Raw genomic sequence first — 18805 nt, forward strand, 5'->3', positions numbered from 1 at the left:
TGCGACGCCCGGTAGAAACGCCGCTTCCGGCAGCAGCCAACGGGCGCTTCGCTCGTTGGGAGAAACGGGCCCGCCCTGCCTGTGGTCGGGGCTGTGGATTGAACCCCCGGTTATCCACAGCGGTTTTCCACAGGCACCCCTCGTTTCACGTGAAACACGGTGTCAGATGGCGTCCTGGCCTGTGGATGACGTGCTGTGGTGGTGATCTCACCAGCCTGTGGACAACTGCTCTCGGGCGGCGTTCGTGCGCTCTCGCCGGGCACCCCGCCACCCACGAGATGGACTCACGATCGTCGTCGTTCGGGTAGGGACAGCGGTCTCCGACTCGGTTAGGGTCAGCGTCGTGCACGACACCCCTCCCGCAGTCCCGGATTTCACCCAGTGGCCCTCCTTCCCCTTCGAGGGGGACCTCCGCGTCAAGCAACTCGAGGATCCGGTCCCGGTCGAGCCGCCCCGCAAGGGCGAAGGGCACCGGGAATGCACGGCCTGCAACGCCCCCGACGACGCCTACATCTGGGTGGGCGAGCGATGGCGGGTACGCGCCATGGACCGGCCCACCGGCCTGCCGATGGTGCTGATCCTGGAGTCCCGCTCCCACCTCGACCTCGGCGACCTGCCCAACCTGCTCGCCGCCGAGCTGGGAGTCATGACGGTACGACTCGAACGCGCTATCCGGTCGTTGGACGGCGTCGCCCGCGTGCACGTCAACCGCTGGGGTGACGGGTCGGCGCACCTGCACATGTGGTTCCTGGCCCGGCCGTACGGGCGGCTTCAGCTTCGGGGCACCTTCCTGTCGCTGTGGGACTCGATCCTGCCGCCCATCTCCGAGTCCCAGTGGCGGGAGAACCTCGCCATGGTGGCGGCCTGGCTGGCCGAGTTCGGCGGACGCCCACTGGCCGAGCCGCCGCGCATCCAGTGGCAGGCGCCGTCCAGCCTGTCCGCGCAGGCCTCTCGGGAGCAGGAGACCGCAGAGCAGCAGGAGGAGCCGGTGTCGGTGATCGAGTCGGACGAGGAGACGCCTGTACCGGCGGACGACTCGGACGACGTTGCCGACGCCGAGGTGACCGCCGACGCCACGGTGACCGCCGACACCGAGGTGACGGCCGACGCGGACAGCGCCGACGCGGAGGACAGCAACGGCGACCAGGAGGGTGCCGCTCCCCAGCACGACGACGCTACCGGCGAGGCGACGGCATCTAAAGCACAGACGACCTCGGGACGGTGACGATCCCCGGGCGGTGACGGGGTCTGGAACGGGGTCGGCGGCCAGTCCGCTGCGCAGCCCCGCCGAGGAACCGGGCCCGTGAGGTGAGGCCGCCGCGGGGAGCGCGTGGCCGGCGAACACCAGTCGTTGACTAGTAACCGGGGGAAACGTCGACCCGCTGGCCGCGGTCTTCGTCCTACTGCCGGCAAGAGCGAGCGCACCCCTTGCTCGGCCCGCCCGGGCGATCGTTCACCGACGCGCTGGCCCAACGCAGCGGCCGGGTAGTTCCACCCGACCGCTGCATCGGCAGCGCAGGGAAGCGGTCAGCCGCGCCGGGCGGCGGCGCGGCTGACCAGCGACCCCAGCACCCGACCGAAGTCCAGCCCGGCCGCCTGGATCGCCAGCGGCAGCAGCGACGTCTCGGTCATGCCCGGCGAGACGTTCACCTCCAGCACGTGCGGTCGGCCGTCGGCGTCGACGATCAGGTCGACCCGGGACAGGTCGCGCAGGCCCAGGGCGGTGTGCGCGGCCAGCGCCACCTCGGTGACCGTGTCGGCGACGGCGCTGTCCAGCCGGGCCGGGGCGTGCCAGGTGGTCCGGCCGGCGGTGTAGCGGGCCGCGTAGTCGTACACGCCGTTGCGCGGCACGATCTCCACCGGCGGCAGGGCGCGCGGGCCGTCACCGAGGTCCACCACGGAGACGGCCACGTCCATGCCGGGCACGTACCGCTCGACCAGCGCCGTCGAGTCGTACGCGAAACAACCCACCATCGCGGCGGGCAGCGCCGCGGCGTCCCGGACCACGGCGGCGCCCAGGCCGGAACCGCCCTGGGCCGGCTTGATCATCAGCGGCAGCCCCAACCGGTCCACGATCCGGTCGAGCACCGCCACCGCGCCCAGCTCGGAGAAGCGGTCGTGCGGCAGCGCCACCCAGTCGGGGGTGGGGATGCCGTTCTCCCGCAGCACGGCCTTCGCCGACGGCTTGTCCCAGGCCAGCCGGGAGGCGCGGGCGTCGCAGCCCACGTACGGCACGCCGCAGAGGTCCAGCACGCCGCGCAGCGAACCGTCCTCGCCGGTCGCGCCGTGCAGCGCGATCACCACCGCGTCCGGCGGGTCGGCGGCCAGGGCGGGCAGCAGCGCCACGTCGGCGTCCCGCAGCTCCGCCTCCACGCCGACCGCGCGCAGCGCGTCGAGCACCCGGCGGCCGGAACGCAGCGAGACGTCCCGCTCGTAGGAGAGGCCACCGGCGAGCACCAGCACGTGCAGGTCGGCGGTGACGGCGGGATCGGTCACGGGGGATGCCCCGGCAGAGGTCACGGCCATGCCGGAATCATGCCAAGTCGGGTCCCGGCGCGTCCGCGCCGCCCTGCCGCCGGCGCCCGGCCGGGGTCACCGTGCCGAAGACCCGGCGCATGGCGATGTCCTGCTCCATCACGCCGGCCAGCCGGCGGACGCCCTCCCGGATCCGCTCCGGCGAGGGGAAGGAGAAGTTGAGCCGCATATTGCCGGTGCCGGTGCCGTCCGCGTAGAAGCCGGTGCCCGGCACGTAGGCGACCCGGGCGGCGATGGCGCGGGGCATCATCGCCTTGGCGTCCAGGCCGTCCGGCAGGTTCGCCCAGACGAAGAGGCCACCGGCCGGAGTGGTCCAGGTGGTGCCGGCCGGCATCAGGTCCTCCAGCGCGGTGAGCATCGCGTCCCGCCGCTCCCGGTAGACCTCCCGGTAGACCTTCAGCTGCTCCCGCCACGGCATCGTCGACAGGTACGTCGCCACGGCCGCCTGGGCGTAGCCGCTGGGGCAGAGGATCTGCGCCTCGCTGGCGATCACCAGCTTGTCGCGGACCGCGTGCGGGGCGAGGATCCAGCCGACCCGCAGGCCGGGGGCGAAGGTCTTGGAGAAGGTGCTCAGGTAGAAGACCCCGTCGCGGCGGCGGGCCCGCAGCGGCGCGGGCGCCTCGCCCTCGAAACCGAGCTGACCGTACGGGTCGTCCTCGACCACGAGCAGGCCGGCGCGCTCGCAGATGTCCAGCACCCGCTCGCGGCGCTCCTCGCTGAGCGTCACGCCGGTGGGGTTCTGGTAGGTCGGGATGGTGTAGAGAAACTTCACCCGGCGCCCGGCGCGGGCCAGGTCGGCGATGGCCACCTCCAGCGCCTCGGGGATCAGCCCCTCGTCGTCCATCGGCACGTGCGCGACCTGGGCCTGGGCGGCCTGGAACACCCCGAGCGCGCCGACGTACGTCGGGCCCTCGGCGAGCACCACGTCCCCGGGATCGAGGAAGAGCCGGGCCACCAGGTCGAGGGCCTGCTGGCCGCCGACGGTCACCACCACGTCCTCCGGGGAGGCGCCGCAGGACGCGTCGATGCCGGAGAGGGCCATCACCTCGCAGATCCGCTCGCGCAGCTCCAGGGTGCCCTGGCCGATGCCGTACTGGAGGGTGGTCACCCCGTGTTCGGAGCCGAGCCTGCCCAGCATCTCGCCGACCGCGTCGAGCGGCAGCGCGGCGATGTAGGGTGCCCCACCGGCGAGCGAGACGACCTCCGGCCGGCTGGCCACCGCGAAGAGCGCCCGGATCTCCGAGGCGGTCATCCCGCGGACGCGCCGGGCGTACCGGTCGGTGTAGTCGTCGAGCGTCGTGCCGGTCATGACATCACCTCGATCGGGTGTCGGTCGGGCTCCCGCCCCGTGTGGTACCCGCGGAACCGGCGACCATGGCGGCGCGGGACGCCGGTTGGTCGATCCTAGTCCGCGGCCGCCACCCCGGAACCCCTGACGTGGGCCGCGTCCACATCCCGGACCGCCGTCCCCGGCTCGGGTGGTCGTTCGCGCGTCCCCTCCCGTACGGTCGGCTGGCGGCGTACGATCGCTCGTCGGGGGGCAGGAAGGCGGCGGCGTCGTTCCGCGCTGGTTTCACCTCCGAGCCTATTGTGGGGATGCGCCAATGTCGCGACGTCTGGTCAGTCTGACCCTCGACACCCTGGAAGACCTGCCCCGCCCGTGCCGGCAGTGCGTCTACTGGGAGCTCGACCCGGTCTCCGCCGACCGGGCCTGCGCCGCCGGTGACCCCGGCCTGGAGAAGGAGGCCTGGGTCTCCCAGACCCTGCTGGAGTGGGGCTCCTGCGGCAAGCTGGCCTACGTCGACGGCATGCCCGCCGGCTTCGTCATGTACGCCCCGCCCGCCTACGTCCCCCGGTCGATGGCCTTCCCCACCTCGCCGGTCTCGGCCGACGCGGCGCTGCTGATGACCGCCAACGTGGTGCCCTCGTTCGCCGGCGGCGGGCTGGGCCGGATGCTCGTCCAGGGCGTCGCACGGGACCTCACCAAGCGCGGCATCAAGGCGATCGAGGCGTTCGGCGACGCCAAGTTCGGCGACGGCGACGACGCGACCCGGGCCTGCGTCGCCCCGGCGGACTTCTTCCTCTCGGTGGGCTTCAAGACCGTCCGGCCGCACCCGCGCTACCCCCGGCTGCGCCTGGAGTTGCGCACCGCGCTGAGCTGGAAGTCCGACGTCGAGTACGCGCTGGAGAAGCTGCTCGGCTCGATGAGCCCCGAGACCCTGCTCCGCCCGGTACGCCCCGCCCCGGCCACCCGCGCGACCACCAGCTGAGGCCAGCCCGAGGGGTCGCCGGAAGGAAAACGCGGCTCAGTCCATCACCGCGCCGGCGGCCACCACCTTGCGCAGCTCGCTGACGTCGATCGAGCCCGTCGGCACGTCCCGCTCGATCGGGAAGAACATCCGCTGCACGGCGGCCACGATCGCCTCGACCACCTTGTCCCGGAACCGGGGGTCCACCAGCCGGTTCCGGTCCCGCGGCGAGGTGAGGTAGCCGACCTCGACGCGTACCGCCGGCATCCGGGTCAGCCGCAGCAGGTCCCAGGCCTTGGCGTGGGTACGGCAGTCGCGCAGCCCGGTCCGCGCCACGATCTCCCGCTGCACCAGCCCGGCCAGCCGCTCCCCGGTCGCCGAGGTGACGCCGTTGTCGGTGCCGTAGTGGTAGGTGGCCACCCCGTCGGCCTCGGGGTTGGCGTGCCCGTCGGTGTGCAGCGAGATGAACACGTCCGCGCCGAGCGAGTTGGCCAGCTGCGCCCGGTCGGTGTCCGGCAGGCACGTCGCCGGCGTCGGTCCACGGGTCAGCTGCACCCGTACGCCCGCGGCCGCCAGCCGCCCCTCCAGCCGGCTGGCCAGGTCGTGCACCAGATCCGCCTCGCACCAGCGCAGCGGGCCGTCCGGCACCACCACACCCGGGTCGGTGCCCCCGTGGCCCGGGTCGATCACCACCGTCCGCCCCACCAGGGTCGGCCCGGACTGCCGGATCGCGTCGGACTCGCGCAGCCACTGCGGCCGGCCGCCGACCACCTTGCGACCGAGGCGGCGCAGCGCACCCATGGTGTGCGGGCCGCAGGAGCCGTCCGGTTTCAGGCCCACCTCGCGTTGGAACTGGGCCACCGCGCGGGCGGTGCGGACGCCGTAGATGGCGTCGGCGTGGCCCACGTCGTACCCCATCTCCAGCAGCCGCTCCTGAAGCGACCGGACATCTTCGCCGGTGAGGGGTTCGGGCACCGCGTGGTAGAGGGTGCGGGCGCCGAGCCGCCAGCGGGCGGCGTCCAGGGCGCGCCAGGTCTCGGCACCCACCCGACCGTCGACGCTGAGCCCCCGGGACTGCTGGAAGGCGCGGACCGCGCGTTCCGTGGCGACGTCGAACTCGTCGCCGATGGCGGGCGGAAGCAGTTCGAGGCCGGTCAGGACCGTGCGGATCTCCGTCACCGCGGGTCCACGGTCACCGGGTCGGATCGGACGCACGCACGACCCCCTCTGCACGGATGCTGGCTGGGCGGGCGCCACGGTCGCGCGACCGGAGTGCTCTGGCGCGTAGCGGATGCCTACGGAGCGTACCGTGCCCGATGGCCGTCCACCCGGCGTTCGCCCAGCTCAGGGCCGGGAACGACGGAACCCCCGCACCCGGGGAGGGTACGGGGGTTCCGGTGCTGCGAACGTCAGAGCGCCGACTCGATCAGCCGGACCAGCTCGCCCTTGGGCTTGGCGCCGGCGATCGACTGCACCGGCTCGCCGTTCTTGAAGATGGTGAGGGTCGGTACGGACATCACCCGGTAGGCGCGGGCGGTCTCCGGGTTCTCGTCGATGTTGAGCTTGACGATGGTGACCTGGTCGCCCATCTCGCCCGCGATCTCCTCCAGCAGCGGGGAGACCTTGCGGCACGGCCCGCACCACTCGGCCCAGAAGTCCACCAGTACCGGCTTGTCGGACTTCAGCACGTCAGTGGCGAAGTTCGCGTCGGTGACGACCTTTGTTGCTCCCACTATGACCCTCCTCCGGGACTTTCGTTGTTCGGTTGTTCAGCCGCTGATCGTGGCGATGAAGCGCTCGGCGTCGAGGGCGGCGGCGCAGCCGGTGCCGGCCGCCGTGATGGCCTGCCGGTAGGTGTGGTCGACCAGGTCGCCGGCGGCGAAGACACCCGGCACGCTGGTCCGGGTGCTCGGCGCCTGGACCTTCACGTACCCCTCGTCGTCCAGCTCCACCTGCCCCCGGAAGAGCTCGCTGCGCGGGTCGTGGCCAATCGCCACGAACACGCCGGTCACGTCGAGCACCTTGGTGTCGCCGGTGTGCACGTTGCGGACCCGTACGCCGCTGACCTTGCCGTCCTCGCCGAGGATCTCCTCGACGGTGCTGTTCCACTCGACCTTGATCTTGTCGTTGCCGAGGGCGCGGTCGGCCATGATCTTGCTGGCGCGGAACGAGTCGCGCCGGTGGATGATGGTGACCGAGTCGGCGAACCGGGTGAGGAAGCTCGCCTCCTCCATCGCGGAGTCGCCACCGCCGACGACGACGATGTGCTGGCCGCGGAAGAAGAAGCCGTCACAGGTGGCGCAGGACGACACGCCGTGGCCCAGGTACTCCTGCTCGCCCGGCACGCCCAGCGGACGCCAGGCCGAGCCGGTGGAGAGGATGACGGCCCTGGCCCGGTGGGCGGTCTCGCCGACCCACACGGTGCTGACCGCGTCCGACCCGATCATGCCGGTGTCCTGCAGCTCGACCCGGGTGACGTCGTCGGTGAGGAACTCCGCGCCGAACCGCTCGGCCTGCTTGCGCATGTTGTCCATCAGCTCGGGGCCGAGGATGCCGTCGGCGAAGCCGGGGAAGTTCTCCACCTCGGTGGTCGTCATCAGGGCGCCGCCGGACTGCACACCCTCGATGACGAGCGGCTTGAGGTTGGCGCGCGCGGCGTAGACCGCCGCCGTGTAACCGGCCGGCCCGGAGCCGATGATGATCAGGTTGCGGACCTCGTCCACTGCCGTCTCCCGATGTGTGTGTTCGACATCCGCCCCCGGCTGACCCACCGCCGGGACGACGCCGATCCGAGTGCCGACGGCTCAGCGACGCCGGCGGCTGACTTGCAGAACGTCATCGTACGAAGCGGGGATTCCCGAACCGGTCATCCGGTGGGTCACGTCACGCGGCGACGGATGTCGACGACCGTGACCTCACCCTACCCGCGCCCGGTAGCGGCTGTCCGCGCCGGATCCCGGCACGCCACACTCCGCGCCGCTCGCCCAGGCCCAGCGCTCTCCCGACGGATCGGCGAACCGGATAACGAGTGCTGCTTCCCCCTGGAAGCTGGCGTAGTCGAGCAGCTCCACGGTGATCGTCCCGCGTCCGTGCTCGGCGGCGATCTCGGTGAGACAGGCGTCCAGCGCGTTCGGAGCGGCGAGCCGGAGGAGCCCGCCGGGGGACGGGCGCCGGTTCGCCTCGGGGGCCTTCTCGATCGACCCGCCCGGTGTCAGCCCGGGGCCGTCGGTGGCCACCCGGGGCAGCACGGTCGAGGCCGCGCCACCGGCCAGGGTCTGCGGCGTCCAGTCGGTGCCGCTGGTCTGCGGTGCGCCGGTGACCCGGAAGGGTGCCGTCGCCGAGGCGGCGTCGCCCCTGGCGACCGTCGATTCGGCCGCGCCGCCGCCCCCCGAGGTGTCGAGCAGGTGGTCGACGCCGAGCCCGACGGCCGCGAGCGAGGCCGCGGCCAGCGCGACCGGGGCGGCGAGCCGCCCCCAGCGCCGGCGCCGACGGCCCGGCCCGGTCGCGTCGTCCCGTCCGGCCCCGGCGGTACGCCCCGGACCCCGCGCGGACTGCGCCGGCACCGGCTGCTGCCGCTCGCCGGCCGGCGTCACGGCATCCACCGGGGTGGTGAGCGCCGGTGGGTCGGCTGGGGCGGGCCCGGCGCCGGCCAGCGCGGCGGTGAGTCGTTCGGTGACCGCGAGCGGCATCTGCGGGGCCGGTTCGGCCCAGCCGGCCAGGTCGGCGCGGACCCGGGCGACGGCCGGCGCCAGCGCCGCGTACGCCACGGCCCAGGCCGGGTCCTGCTCGACCAGCCGCGCGACGGTGGCCTCCTCCGGGGTGCCGTCCAGCGCCCCGCCGAGGTAGTCGGCGAGCAGGTCGTGGTCGACCCCGCTGAACTTCCCGGTCGTCACGCGTCCTCCTGGTTGGCGTCCCGTCGGGAGTGCCCCGACCCCGATCCGACGCCCTCCGCGGCCCGGGGGTTCCCGAGGGTGACGCCGGGCACGCCCCGGCCGGCGACCGGGACCGCATTCGGCCCGGCGTCGTCGGAGCCGGTCCGCAGGTGCCCGAGCTGGACCGCCAGCCGGGCGCGGCCGCGGGCGCAGCGGCTCTTCACCGTCCCCTCGGCGACGCCGAGGATCCGGGCCACCTCGGCGACCGGGTAGCCCTGCACGTCGACCAGCACGAGGGCGGACCGCTGCTCGACCGGCAGCGTGGCCAGGGCCTGCCGGACGACCAACGCGGTGTCGTGGTCCGCGGCCGGGGCGGCCGGCTCGACGCCGCCGGAGCCACCCTCGTCGACCCGGGTGCCGTCGGGCAGCGGGACCGTCGGATGCGCCTGGCGGCGGCGGATCCGGTCCAGGCAGGCGTTCACCACGATCCGGTGCAGCCAGGTCGTCACGGCCGAGTCGCCCCGGAACCGGGCAGCGCCCCGGTGGGCGGAGAGCAGCGCGTCCTGAAGGGCGTCGGCGGCCTCCTCGCGGTCGCCGAGCGTCCGCAGGGCCACCGCCCAGAGGCGGTCGCGGTGCCGGTGGAACAGTTCGGTGAACGCGTCCCGGTCACCGGCCACGTGGGCGCGGAGCAGTTCGACGTCGCTCGCCTCGGCGGGCGGGACCGCGCGCGGCGGTACCACCGGCACCGCCTCGCCGGTCGCCGGATCGGGCGTACGCCCGCCGCGACCGGCCATCACCACGTCCGTCGGATGCGGTGCCGGGCGCGCGGCGGGCGACTCACGACCCCTGGACCGTGATTTCCTGGACGCCGAGCTTCCAGCCGTCTCCGCTGTCCTTCTCCGGCAGCTCGGTGATCCAGAAGAGCAGGTAGCGGTACGTCTTGTCGGCGTCGAAGCCGTTGAAGGTCATCTTGGTGCCGTCGTGCCCCTCGAACGGCTGCCCGATCCGGGTGGTGTAGGCGGCCTTCAGCTGCTTGTCACCGGCGGAGCTGGGCGGGAAGTCGGCGTCACCGGCGAGCAACTCGGCGGAGGCGTCGGTGGACGAGAGGACCACCTGCACCGACTTGACCGTGTGTGGCGCGCCCAGGTCGATCCAGATGCCCATGCCATCCTTCAGCCCGCCGAACTTGCCGTTGTTCCGGTAGCTCTGGGTCTCCCAGCCCTCGTCCTCGTCGCCGTCGATCACCTTCTCGGCGTCGCGCACCTCTGCGCGGTCCCGGCTGTCCGGGTCGACAATCCGGACCTCTTCGACGTTGAGCTTGCGCACGGCGGGCGCGGGTGCGCTGGCCTGGCTGGACGGGGCGCTGTTCGACGGGCGGGCGACCGGCTCGGTGTCGGGCGACTTGTCGTCGCCGCCCAGCGCGCTGATCCCGATGAGCAGGCCGACCAGGGCGACCGCCAGCAGGCCGGCGATGCCCACGGCGACCTTCCGCCCACCGGCGGCGGCCAGCGGGGACGGGTCGTCGCCCGGGTCCGCGGTGAACCGGATGGTGCCGGTCTGGTCGAGGAAGTGGTCCTCGGCCGGGACGTCGAGCCGGGCCAGCTCGGCGGCGAGCACGTCCGACGAGGGCGGGGCGATCTCGGCGTCGAGCAGATCCATGGTCAGGTCGTCGAGGTACGCCGGCACGCCGGCCCGGACCTGCCGGGGCGCGGCGATCGCGCCGCTGGCGTCCCGGACCGCGTCCGGGATGGCGGCCCGACCGTGCCCGGCGGTCGCGCCGCGCAGCGGGGCCTCGGCGTGCGGCCAGTGCCCGGTCAGGGCGAAGTAGAGGATGCCGCCGACCGCCCGGATGTCGTTCTCCTGGCTGTCCGCGCCGTCGGTGCGCGCGTCGGCCAGGACCACCCGGCCGTCGTCGCTGATCATCACGGTGCCCGGGTGCACGTTGCCGTGCACCATGCCGGTGGCGTGCACGGCGGCCAGCGCGCTGGCGACGGCGTTGCCGATGGCCGTGGCCCGGGCCGGGTCCAGCGGCCCGTCGGCGACCATCTCGCGCAGGGAGTTGCCGTCGACCCACTCGCGGACGACGTACGCCCGCTCGTCCTCGTCGATCGCGTCGTAGACGCCGACCAGGTTGGGGTGGATGACCCGGCTCGCGGCCACCGCCGCCTGGAGCATCTCGGTGGCCGAGTCGCCGCCGGGGTAACGCAGCACGACCGCGACCGGCCGGCGCAGCACCACGTCGACCCCCCGCCAGACCAGCCGCCCGGCGCTGTCGTTGTTGATGTGCTCGACCAGCTCGTACCGCTCGGCGAGGATCTCACCGGCCGTGGGAGCACCGAAGGTCATGACGGGCGGAGCAGTCTCCTCCGCCTCCTGACCCTCGCCGACCTGGGTCACCCGTCCTCCCTCGGTGATCGTGTCGATCGATGGACCCGCGCTGCTGGGCATGTGGCTTCCCGCTCTGCCTTCGAAGGAACCGGCCGGCGTCTCGACGCGTACGTCGGCCACCTGCCGTATCCGTCGAGAGCGACCTTACCTGGACTGCCCGTCATCCCGACATGTCATCTTCCCGCCGTGCCCGGCGACGTGCCGGGTGTGGACGACCTCGCCCGGTTACGACCGTTGTCAGCCACGTTGCTGGCACATGTACTAGCCAATCTAGAGGTTGACCGCAAGTGATCGCAGCAGGGGCCGGCCCTGGTGTGGCGGTCCGCCGACGTCCTGTCAGGTTCCCTCCGAACGGCCCTCCATACTCAGCCGTACGGTTGGTTGTCCACAGGCCGATCCGGTAGCTGACCGGGGAAACGCGGAGTTATCCACAGCCACGTCCCCAGGCTGGTGATCCTCGTTCACCCTCCGTGCCGGGGCGGCCGGCCGCCGGTTCAGCGGCCGAGCCGGCGGCGGACCATCCCGACGACCTCGGTGATCTCGCCGATCCGCAGCACCATGGCCAGCCCGAGGTAGGTCGCGCCGATCACCGCACCGCCGATCACCAGCTGGACCGCCGCCGCGAGCCAGCCCAGGTCGGCCGGGTCACCGGGAAGCAGGTTGACCACCAGCAGGCCGACCAGCGCCGCACCGAGCGAAGCGACGATCACCTTGCCCATCGTGCGCACGATCCCGCCCAGCCCGATCCGGCCGACCCGCGGCCGCAGCAGCATCGCCGAGATGACCGCCGCCGCCACGTACGAGATCGCGTTGCCGAGCATCATCCCGGCCGCCGCGAAGGCAGGCGAGAAGGCGACGAAGAGGCCCACCTGGAGCAGCACCCGCAGCGCCACCACCGGGATGTTGACCAGCGCCGGGGTACGGGTGTCCGGCAGCGCGTAGAAGGCGAAGGTGAAGAGCTGGCTGATCGCGAACGGCACCAGGCCCACGGCCGCGACCAGCAGCACCGTCGACGTGGCGCGGGCGTTGTCGGCGTCGAAGGCGCCGTACTGGAAGACCACCCGGGAGATCGGGTCGGCCAGGACCGCGTAACAGACCGCGATCGGGGCGAGCACCGCCGTCACCATCCGGGTGCCCCGGGACAGGTCGGCGGTGACGTCGCGGAAGCGCCCGTCCGCGGCGGCGGCGCTCATCCGCGGCATCAGCGCGGTGATGATCGAGACGGCGATGATGCCGTGCGCCATCATCAGCAGCAGGAAGACGTTGTTGTAGATCAGGATGCCGGCGCTGTCCTCGCCCGCCGCCCGGGTGAGCAGGTTGACCACCACGAAGAGGCCGAGCTGGTTGACCGCCACGTAGCAGAACATCCAGGCGCCGAGCTGGGCCAGCTCGCGCAGCCCCAGCTCGCGGAAGTCGAACCGCCACTTCCACCGGAAGCCGACCTTGCGCAGCGCCGGCAGCAGCCCGGCGGCCTGCACCGCCACGCCGAGCAGGGTGCCGCCGCCGACCAGCAGGATCTGGCCCACGCCCAGCTCGCCGGGCTTCAGCGCCTTCGCCCCGTAGACCAGGATGTAGAGGCCGAAGACGCCGATGACCACCAGGTTGTTGAGGATCGGCGCCCACATCGGCGCGGCGAAGTGCCCCCGGGTGTTCAGCACCGCGGCGATCAGCGCGCTGACGCCGGTGAAGAACAGCATCGGCAGCATCAGGTACGACAGGCTGGTGACGAGTTCCGTGTAGTCCCGGTCCTTGCCGCTGGCGTAGATGGCGGTCAGCACCGACGCCGACGCCACCGCGATCAGCGCGGCGGCGGCCAGCGCGATCACCGCCAGGGTGAGCAGCCGCTGCGCGTACGCCTCGCCCCGGTCCGGGTCGGTCTTGCGCCGGCGGACCAGCACCGGGATCAGCACGCTGGTGAGCACGCCGCCGAGCAGGAACTCGTACACCTGGTTCGGCAGGAACTGGGCCGTGGTGTACGCGTTGCCGACCAGGTTGCCCAGCGCCGCGCCGATCATCAGGTTGCGGATGAAGCCCGTACCCCGACTGATCAGGCTGCCGACCGCCATCACCGCGCTGTTCGCCGCGGCGCTGGCCTCCCCCACCTGCTCCGGCGGCGGCGCGGTGGCCTCCACCGCCGGCTGGTTCAGCGGCTCGGCGGAGATGAAGGTCGCCTCGTCGGTCGGCGGGATCGCACCGTCCGGCGTGGCGTTCGCGCTGCGGTAGAGCCCGCCGCTCATCTCCTGCCTCCAAGGGGGTACGTCGGAGCCGGACGACCGGCCCGCACGCCCAAGACCTTAGTCAACGCCGCCCTCATACCCGCGCCCGGCGGATCAGATCCCGCCCCGGCCCGATAGGCTGGCGATCCCATGTCCGAAGCTGCCTCCGCACCCCACGCCGCCGACCGCCGCGAGCTCACCGCCGCGCAGCGCAACGCCGTCGCCGAACTGCTCCGCGTGTCCCCGGTCGCCGACGAGCTCGGTCGCCGCTTCGCGCGCGCCGGGCACGAGTTGCACCTGGTGGGTGGTTCCGTCCGCGACGCCCTGCTCGGCCGGCTCGGCGAAGACCTGGACTTCTGCACCGACGCCCACCCGGACCAGACGCTGCGGATCATCAAGGGCTGGGCCGAGTCGATCTGGGAGACCGGCCGCGAGTTCGGCACCATCGGGCTTCAGCGCGACGGGCTCCGGCTGGAGATCACCACCTTCCGCGCCGAGGCGTACGACCAGGTCAGCCGCAACCCGATCGTCGAGTACGGGACCAGCCTCACCGAGGACCTGCGGCGGCGCGACTTCACCATCAACGCGATGGCGGTCAGCCTGCCCGACCACCGGTTCACCGACCCGCACGGCGGCTTGGACGACCTCGCGGCCAAGGTGATCCGTACCCCCGGCACGCCCCGGGAGTCCTTCGGCGACGACCCGCTGCGGATGCTGCGGGCGGCCCGCTTCGCCGCGCAGCTGCGTTTCGCCGTGCACCCCGAGGTGCACGAGGCGATGGCCCGGATGGCCGCCGACCTGGACCGGATCACCGCCGAGCGGATCCGGGACGAGTTCACCAAGCTGCTCTGCGGCGCCGACCCGATCACCGGGCTGCGGCTGCTGGTCGACACCGGGCTGGCCGAGCGCTTCCTGCCCGAGCTGACCGGGCTCAAGCTGGAGATCGACGAGCACGCCCAGCACAAGGACGTCTACGAGCACACCCTCACCGTGGTCAGCAACGCGGTCTCGTACGAGACCGACGGCTGCGACTTCGTGCTCCGGATGGCCGCGCTCATGCACGACGTGGGCAAGCCGGCCACCAAGTCGGTCGGGCCGGACGGCCGGGTCAGCTTCCACCACCACGAGGTGGTCGGCGCGCGGCTGACCAAGGCGCGGATGAAGGCGCTGCGCTACCCCAAGGACGTCACCGCGCAGGTGGTCGCCCTGGTCGCCCTGCACCTGCGGTTCTACGGGTACGGCCGGGGCGAGTGGACCGACTCGGCGGTGCGCCGGTACGTCACCGACGCCGGTGACCTGCTGCCCCGGCTGCACAAGCTGACCCGCTCGGACTGCACCACCCGCAACCGCCGCAAGGCGGCCCAGCTCGCGGCGGACTACGACGCGCTCGAGGAGCGGATCGCCCGGATCGCCGCCGAGGAGGACCTCGCCCGGGTCCGACCGGACCTGGACGGCAACGCGATCATGGAGCTGCTCGGCGTACCGCCGGGGCCGGTGGTCGGGCGGGCCTGGCAGTACCTCAAGGAGCTGCGCCTGGAGCGCGGCCCGCTGGAGCGGGACGAGGCCGAGGCGGAGCTGCTGCGCTGGGCCCGCGAGCAGGGCGTCATCGACCAGAGCTGACGCCGAGGGCGCCGCCCGGGTGGACGGCGCCCTCGTTCAGCTGGTCAGCGGGTCTCGACCGCGCTGCCGTCGACCGCGGGCTTGCCGTTGCCCGCCGACTGCGAACCGCCGGCGGACGCCGAGCCGAGCCGGGCGAGCAGGCCGGGCAGGTCGATGCCGGTGAGGTCGGAGCCGAGCTGGAGGCCCTGCGCCACGTTGCCGGCCACCGACTTCGTCAGCGACGACGCGCCGTCGGTGGAGATGACGGTCATCTTGTCGATCGCCCCGATCGGGGCGCTGGCCGCCTCGACCACCTGCGGCAGCACCTTGACCAGCAGGTCCAGCACGGCGGCCTCGCCGTACGCGGCGAACGCCTCCGCCTTGCGGGCCATCGCGTCGGCCTCGGCCTGCCCCTTGGCCAGGATGGCCGCGGCCTCCGCCTGGCCCTCCCGCTCGACCGCCTCCGCGATCGCCGAGCGCCGGCGCTGCTCCGCCTCACCCTCCTTGGCACCCTCGATCGCGTTCGCCTCGGCGAGCGCGGCCCGGCGGGCCCGCTCGCCCTCACCGGTCAGCCGGGACTGCTCGGCGGCGGCCTGGGCGGCGGCGATGACGGCCTGCCGCTGCGCGTCGGCGTTGAGCACCGCCGCGTTGCGGGCCGCCTCGGCCTCCTGCTCCACCTTGTAGCGCGCCGCGTCGGCCGGCTTGCGAACCTCGGTGTCGAGCTGGCGCTGCTTCAGCTCGGCGTTGCGCTCGGCCACCTTCTGCTGCTCGGAGAGGATCGCCTGGTCCCGCTCGGCCTGGGCCAGCGGGCCGGCCGCCGCGGACCGGGCCTTGGCCGCGTCGATCTCGGCCTGGATCGCGGCCTGCTTGAGCGACAGGTTCCGGTTCGCCTCGGCGATCGCCTCCTCGGCGAGCAGCCGCTCCTGCTCGGCCTGCTGCCGGGCGCGCGCCTCGGCGATGGCCGCGTCCTTGAGCACCCGGGCGGCCTCCGGCCGGCCCAGGTCCTGCAGGTAGGAGCCCTCGGCGAGGATGTCCTGGAGCTGGAAGGTGTCCAGCACCAGCCCCTGGTTGGTCATCGAGTGCTCGGCCTCCTCGGCCACCGCGCTGGCGAACGCCGCCCGGTCCCGGATGACCTCCTCGACGGTGAGCCGGCCGACGATCGAGCGCAGCGCGCCGGCCAGCACCTCGCGGGTGAAGTTGTCGATCTCGTCCTGCTGGTGCAGGAAGCGCTGGGCGGCGGCGCGGATGGCGTCCTCGGTGCCACCGACCTTGACGATCGCCACACCGTGCAGGTCGGTGCGGATGCCCTGCTTGCTCACCGCGCCCCGGATGCCCACGTCGATGCGGCGGCTGGACAGGTCGAGCGACTGGAGCTTCTGCACCACCGGCAGCACGAAGACCGAGGCGCCGAGCACGACCTTCTGGCCGGACATGTCGGTGGAGCGGCCACCGTCGGCGGTCTGCGTGGTCCGGCCCTTGCGGCCGGTGACGATGAACGCCTCGTTGGGGCCGGCGACCTTGATCCGGGAGAGCACGAAGAGCACCAGGACGAGCGCCAGCAGGACCGCGCCGCCGACGGCGATGACAAGGGGCATGGGCAGTTCCGTCTCTGCGAAAGGGGGTGAGGAGAGGGTGGTCAGTAGGTCTCGACGTGGACGCTGGTTTCGCTCAGCGCCTGCACCACGAAGATCTGCGCGCCGACCGGGATCGGGTGGTCGGCACGGGCGTTGAGCTTCACCGGCTGGCCGGCGACGCGTACCCGGACCTCGCCGTAACCGACGGCGGGCACCGGGGTGACCACCAGGCCGAGCGCGCCGACCAGGTCGTCCCGGGTCGGGGTGGGGTCGGTCCGCATGTCCCGCGCCGCCCGGCTCAGCCGGGCCGCGAGCCACGCGGTGGGCACGGCGGCGAGCGCGCCACCGGCCGCCGCGGCCGCGATCATCCCCGGGGTACGGCCGCCGACCAGTTCGTTGACGATCGCGGCGCCGAAGCCGAACGCGCCGAGGAAGCCGGCGACCGCCTCGACCGAGACCGGACCGTCGACATCGGCGTGACCGAAGTGGAGCAACTCGGCGCCGAGCAGGGAGAGCGCCAGCACGGCGACGCCCGCCCCACCGATGATCAGAAAGATGAAGGTCCCCGTGGCCACGACCTGCACGGTATCGACGTCGTGCAACATTCCCGCCTGATTATTGCGGGGCCACGGTGACGTCCCGGTCGACCAGTTCCCGGGGCAGCGGCTGCCGTTCCAGCTCCCGGCCCGCGGTCACCGCCCACCTCCGTAACTCAGACGCCGGTGGGGCGGAAAAGTTTGCCTCAGCCACGCGTCGGTCCGTCGGGCGGCTCGGTCGACTCTCCCCCGGGTCGTCATGCCGAACGCCTGCCCGTCGTACCGGCGGGGAAGAATGGCGGGATGCGCTGGACCGTGCTCGACTCGCCGATCGGGGAGTTCTCCGTGGCCACCGACGACGAGGCGGTGTGCGGCGCGCACTTCGGCCGGGTGGAGTCGGCGGTCGACGAGCCCGGTGACGAGCTGGCCCGGCGGGCGGTGGCGGAGCTGCGCGCGTACTTCGCCGGAGAGCTGACCGACTTCGGCGTGCCGGTGGCGGCGCGGCGCGGCTCCGAGTTCGAGCGGGCGGTGTGGCGGGAGATGACCCGTATCCCGTACGGGGAGACGCTCACCTACGGCGAGGTGGCCCGGCTGGTCGGTGATCCCGGCGCCGCCCGGGCGGTCGGGGTGGCCTGCAACCGCAACCCGGTCCCGGTGCTCGTTCCGTGCCACCGGATCGTCGGCGCGGGCGGCAAGCTGGTCGGCTTCGGTGGTGGGCTGCCGCGCAAGGTGCGGCTGCTGGAGCTGGAGGCCGGGGTCGCCCTGCGCCGCGCCTGGTCCTGAGCCTGAAAATTGCGGCGCCCGACTGCAACCTGATCGTTCGATCAGGCGTTCCCCCGGCATAAGGCATCTCGATCACCGGTACGACCGAGGCGCCACTCGCCACCACCTCATGGGGGATTCATCGTGAGCAAGGATCAGGACAGCGCCATCGGCCGTCGCCACCTGCTGCGTCGGGCAGGCACTGTCGCCGCCGGCCTCGCCGGCACCGCCGCGGTGGGCGCGGCCGCCGCCGGCCCGGCCCAGGCCGCACCGGGTCAGCCGGTACTCCAGGGGCAGGTCAACGAGGCGGGCACGCCCACCACGCTGCGCGGCGGCTCGGCCACCTCGGCCACCCTCCGACTGGAGAACCCCACCATCACCAACATGGAGGGTGTCGAGGTCGCCAGCCCGGCACTGCGGCTGACCCCGAACGGGGAGAGCATCAACCAGAAGTCCGAGATGGGCTCGGTCACGATGGATCGGTCCGGGACGATCTGGGCGGTCACCGGCGAGGGCCTGCCGCCCGAGACGGGCAACTTCGTCGAGTACATCCGGACGGAGACGAACACCAACCAGCTGGTGCCGGTCGTGCCGCAGCGGGTGATCGACACCCGGACCGCCGCCGGTCGGGCCCGCATCGTGAACCCGGCCGGCAACCTGGACAGCTCGGGCCGGCTGCTGCGCGGCCGCACGATCCAGGTCAACCTGGATGAATTCGTCTACTCCGGTCAGGCCGTGTACGGCAACGTGACCGTCACCGGCGCGCTCGCCGCCGGGTTCCTGCAGGTCTACCCGCACTCGGCTCAGCGTCCGACGTCGTTCTCGACGATCAACTTTCAGGCCGGCCAGACGCTGTCGAACTTCTTCCTGACCGGGATCAGCCCGGTGATCGACTACATCTCCGTGCACGCGCAGCAGACCACCCACGTGATCCTCGACGTGGTGGCGTTCGTCGTCGCGGCCGGCCGGGTCAACCCGGCGATCCTGCCCACCGACGACCCACTGGCGGCGGAGGACCGGCGGACGCAGCTGGCCCGGCGGACCAAGCCGTCCTGGGCCAAGTAGGCCTGCACG

The 18805-nt window shown here is 72.8% G+C and carries 16 protein-coding genes; 5 read left to right on the top strand and 11 right to left on the bottom strand.

All coding sequences use genetic code 11. The features are described from left to right. Positions 1 to 343: 343 nt before the first annotated feature. Entirely contained in the window at positions 344 to 1225 is an 882-nt protein-coding gene (locus FHX75_RS16760; protein WP_154941036.1) for a hypothetical protein, read from the top strand. Between the two features lie 302 nt (positions 1226 to 1527). Here FHX75_RS16760 and FHX75_RS16765 read toward each other — a convergent pair whose 3' ends face one another. Further along, positions 1528 to 2526, bottom strand: coding sequence for a D-alanine--D-alanine ligase family protein (locus FHX75_RS16765; protein ID WP_154941038.1), 999 nt, complete (start codon positions 2524 to 2526; stop codon positions 1528 to 1530). A gap of 7 nt (positions 2527 to 2533) precedes the next feature. Continuing rightward, positions 2534 to 3844, bottom strand: a complete 1311-nt coding sequence (locus FHX75_RS16770; protein ID WP_154941040.1) for an aminotransferase-like domain-containing protein — start codon at positions 3842 to 3844, stop codon at positions 2534 to 2536. A 295-nt stretch (positions 3845 to 4139) separates the two neighbouring features. Between FHX75_RS16770 and FHX75_RS16775 the strand changes: the two genes are divergently transcribed. Next, positions 4140 to 4805: a GNAT family N-acetyltransferase gene (locus tag FHX75_RS16775; RefSeq protein ID WP_154941042.1), complete on the top strand. Its 666-nt coding sequence runs from the start codon at positions 4140 to 4142 to the stop codon at positions 4803 to 4805. 36 nt (positions 4806 to 4841) lie between these two features. Here the strand turns inward: FHX75_RS16775 and FHX75_RS16780 are convergent, their stop codons facing one another. The 7 genes from FHX75_RS16780 to murJ all read right to left on the bottom strand — a co-directional run bounded on the left by FHX75_RS16780 (position 4842) and on the right by murJ (position 13281). Then, positions 4842 to 5999, bottom strand: coding sequence for an N-acetylmuramoyl-L-alanine amidase (locus FHX75_RS16780; RefSeq protein ID WP_154941044.1), 1158 nt, complete (start codon positions 5997 to 5999; stop codon positions 4842 to 4844). Positions 6000 to 6193: 194 nt separating this feature from the next. Further along, the gene (gene trxA, locus FHX75_RS16785; RefSeq protein ID WP_088959679.1) at positions 6194 to 6517 is read right to left on the bottom strand and encodes a thioredoxin; all 324 of its coding nucleotides are present in this window, start codon (positions 6515 to 6517) and stop codon (positions 6194 to 6196) included. Positions 6518 to 6553: 36 nt separating this feature from the next. Continuing rightward, positions 6554 to 7507 carry a thioredoxin-disulfide reductase gene (gene trxB / locus FHX75_RS16790; RefSeq protein ID WP_154941046.1) on the bottom strand — a complete coding sequence of 318 codons (954 nt, stop codon included), beginning with the start codon at positions 7505 to 7507 and terminating at the stop codon, positions 6554 to 6556. Between the two features lie 192 nt (positions 7508 to 7699). Beyond that, positions 7700 to 8677, bottom strand: coding sequence for a hypothetical protein (locus FHX75_RS16795; RefSeq protein WP_154941048.1), 978 nt, complete (start codon positions 8675 to 8677; stop codon positions 7700 to 7702). Further along, positions 8674 to 9450, bottom strand: a complete 777-nt coding sequence (gene sigM / locus FHX75_RS16800; protein ID WP_154941050.1) for an RNA polymerase sigma factor SigM — start codon at positions 9448 to 9450, stop codon at positions 8674 to 8676. The genes FHX75_RS16795 and sigM overlap by 4 nt, the downstream gene beginning before the upstream one ends. A 43-nt stretch (positions 9451 to 9493) precedes the next feature. Then, on the bottom strand, positions 9494 to 11104 hold the full coding sequence (locus FHX75_RS16805) for a protein kinase family protein (protein WP_154941052.1): 1611 nt from the start codon (positions 11102 to 11104) through the stop codon (positions 9494 to 9496). A 434-nt stretch (positions 11105 to 11538) separates the two neighbouring features. After that, positions 11539 to 13281: a murein biosynthesis integral membrane protein MurJ gene (murJ, locus tag FHX75_RS16810; RefSeq protein ID WP_154941054.1), complete on the bottom strand. Its 1743-nt coding sequence runs from the start codon at positions 13279 to 13281 to the stop codon at positions 11539 to 11541. Positions 13282 to 13410: 129 nt separating this feature from the next. On the opposite strand from murJ, the gene FHX75_RS16815 reads away from it, so the two are divergent. Next, complete coding sequence (locus FHX75_RS16815; RefSeq protein ID WP_154941056.1) at positions 13411 to 14880, top strand: CCA tRNA nucleotidyltransferase; 1470 nt, start codon at positions 13411 to 13413, stop codon at positions 14878 to 14880. Between the two features lie 44 nt (positions 14881 to 14924). On the opposite strand, the gene FHX75_RS16820 is transcribed toward FHX75_RS16815, so the two are convergent. Beyond that, positions 14925 to 16454 (bottom strand): flotillin family protein, encoded by a 1530-nt coding sequence (locus FHX75_RS16820; protein WP_154941058.1) that lies wholly within the window; start codon positions 16452 to 16454, stop codon positions 14925 to 14927. A gap of 41 nt (positions 16455 to 16495) precedes the next feature. Then, complete coding sequence (locus FHX75_RS16825) at positions 16496 to 17038, bottom strand: hypothetical protein (RefSeq protein WP_154941060.1); 543 nt, start codon at positions 17036 to 17038, stop codon at positions 16496 to 16498. Positions 17039 to 17272: 234 nt separating this feature from the next. On the opposite strand from FHX75_RS16825, the gene FHX75_RS16830 reads away from it, so the two are divergent. Together FHX75_RS16830 and FHX75_RS16835 are read left to right on the top strand one after the other, a co-directional pair. Continuing rightward, positions 17273 to 17752: a methylated-DNA--[protein]-cysteine S-methyltransferase gene (locus tag FHX75_RS16830; protein WP_154941062.1), complete on the top strand. Its 480-nt coding sequence runs from the start codon at positions 17273 to 17275 to the stop codon at positions 17750 to 17752. Between the two features lie 123 nt (positions 17753 to 17875). Further along, entirely contained in the window at positions 17876 to 18796 is a 921-nt protein-coding gene (locus FHX75_RS16835) for a hypothetical protein (RefSeq protein WP_154941064.1), read from the top strand. Positions 18797 to 18805: the final 9 nt, after the last annotated feature.

The sequence above is a fragment of the Micromonospora palomenae genome (assembly GCF_007829925.1).
In the GTDB taxonomy this organism is placed as follows: domain Bacteria; phylum Actinomycetota; class Actinomycetes; order Mycobacteriales; family Micromonosporaceae; genus Micromonospora; species Micromonospora purpureochromogenes.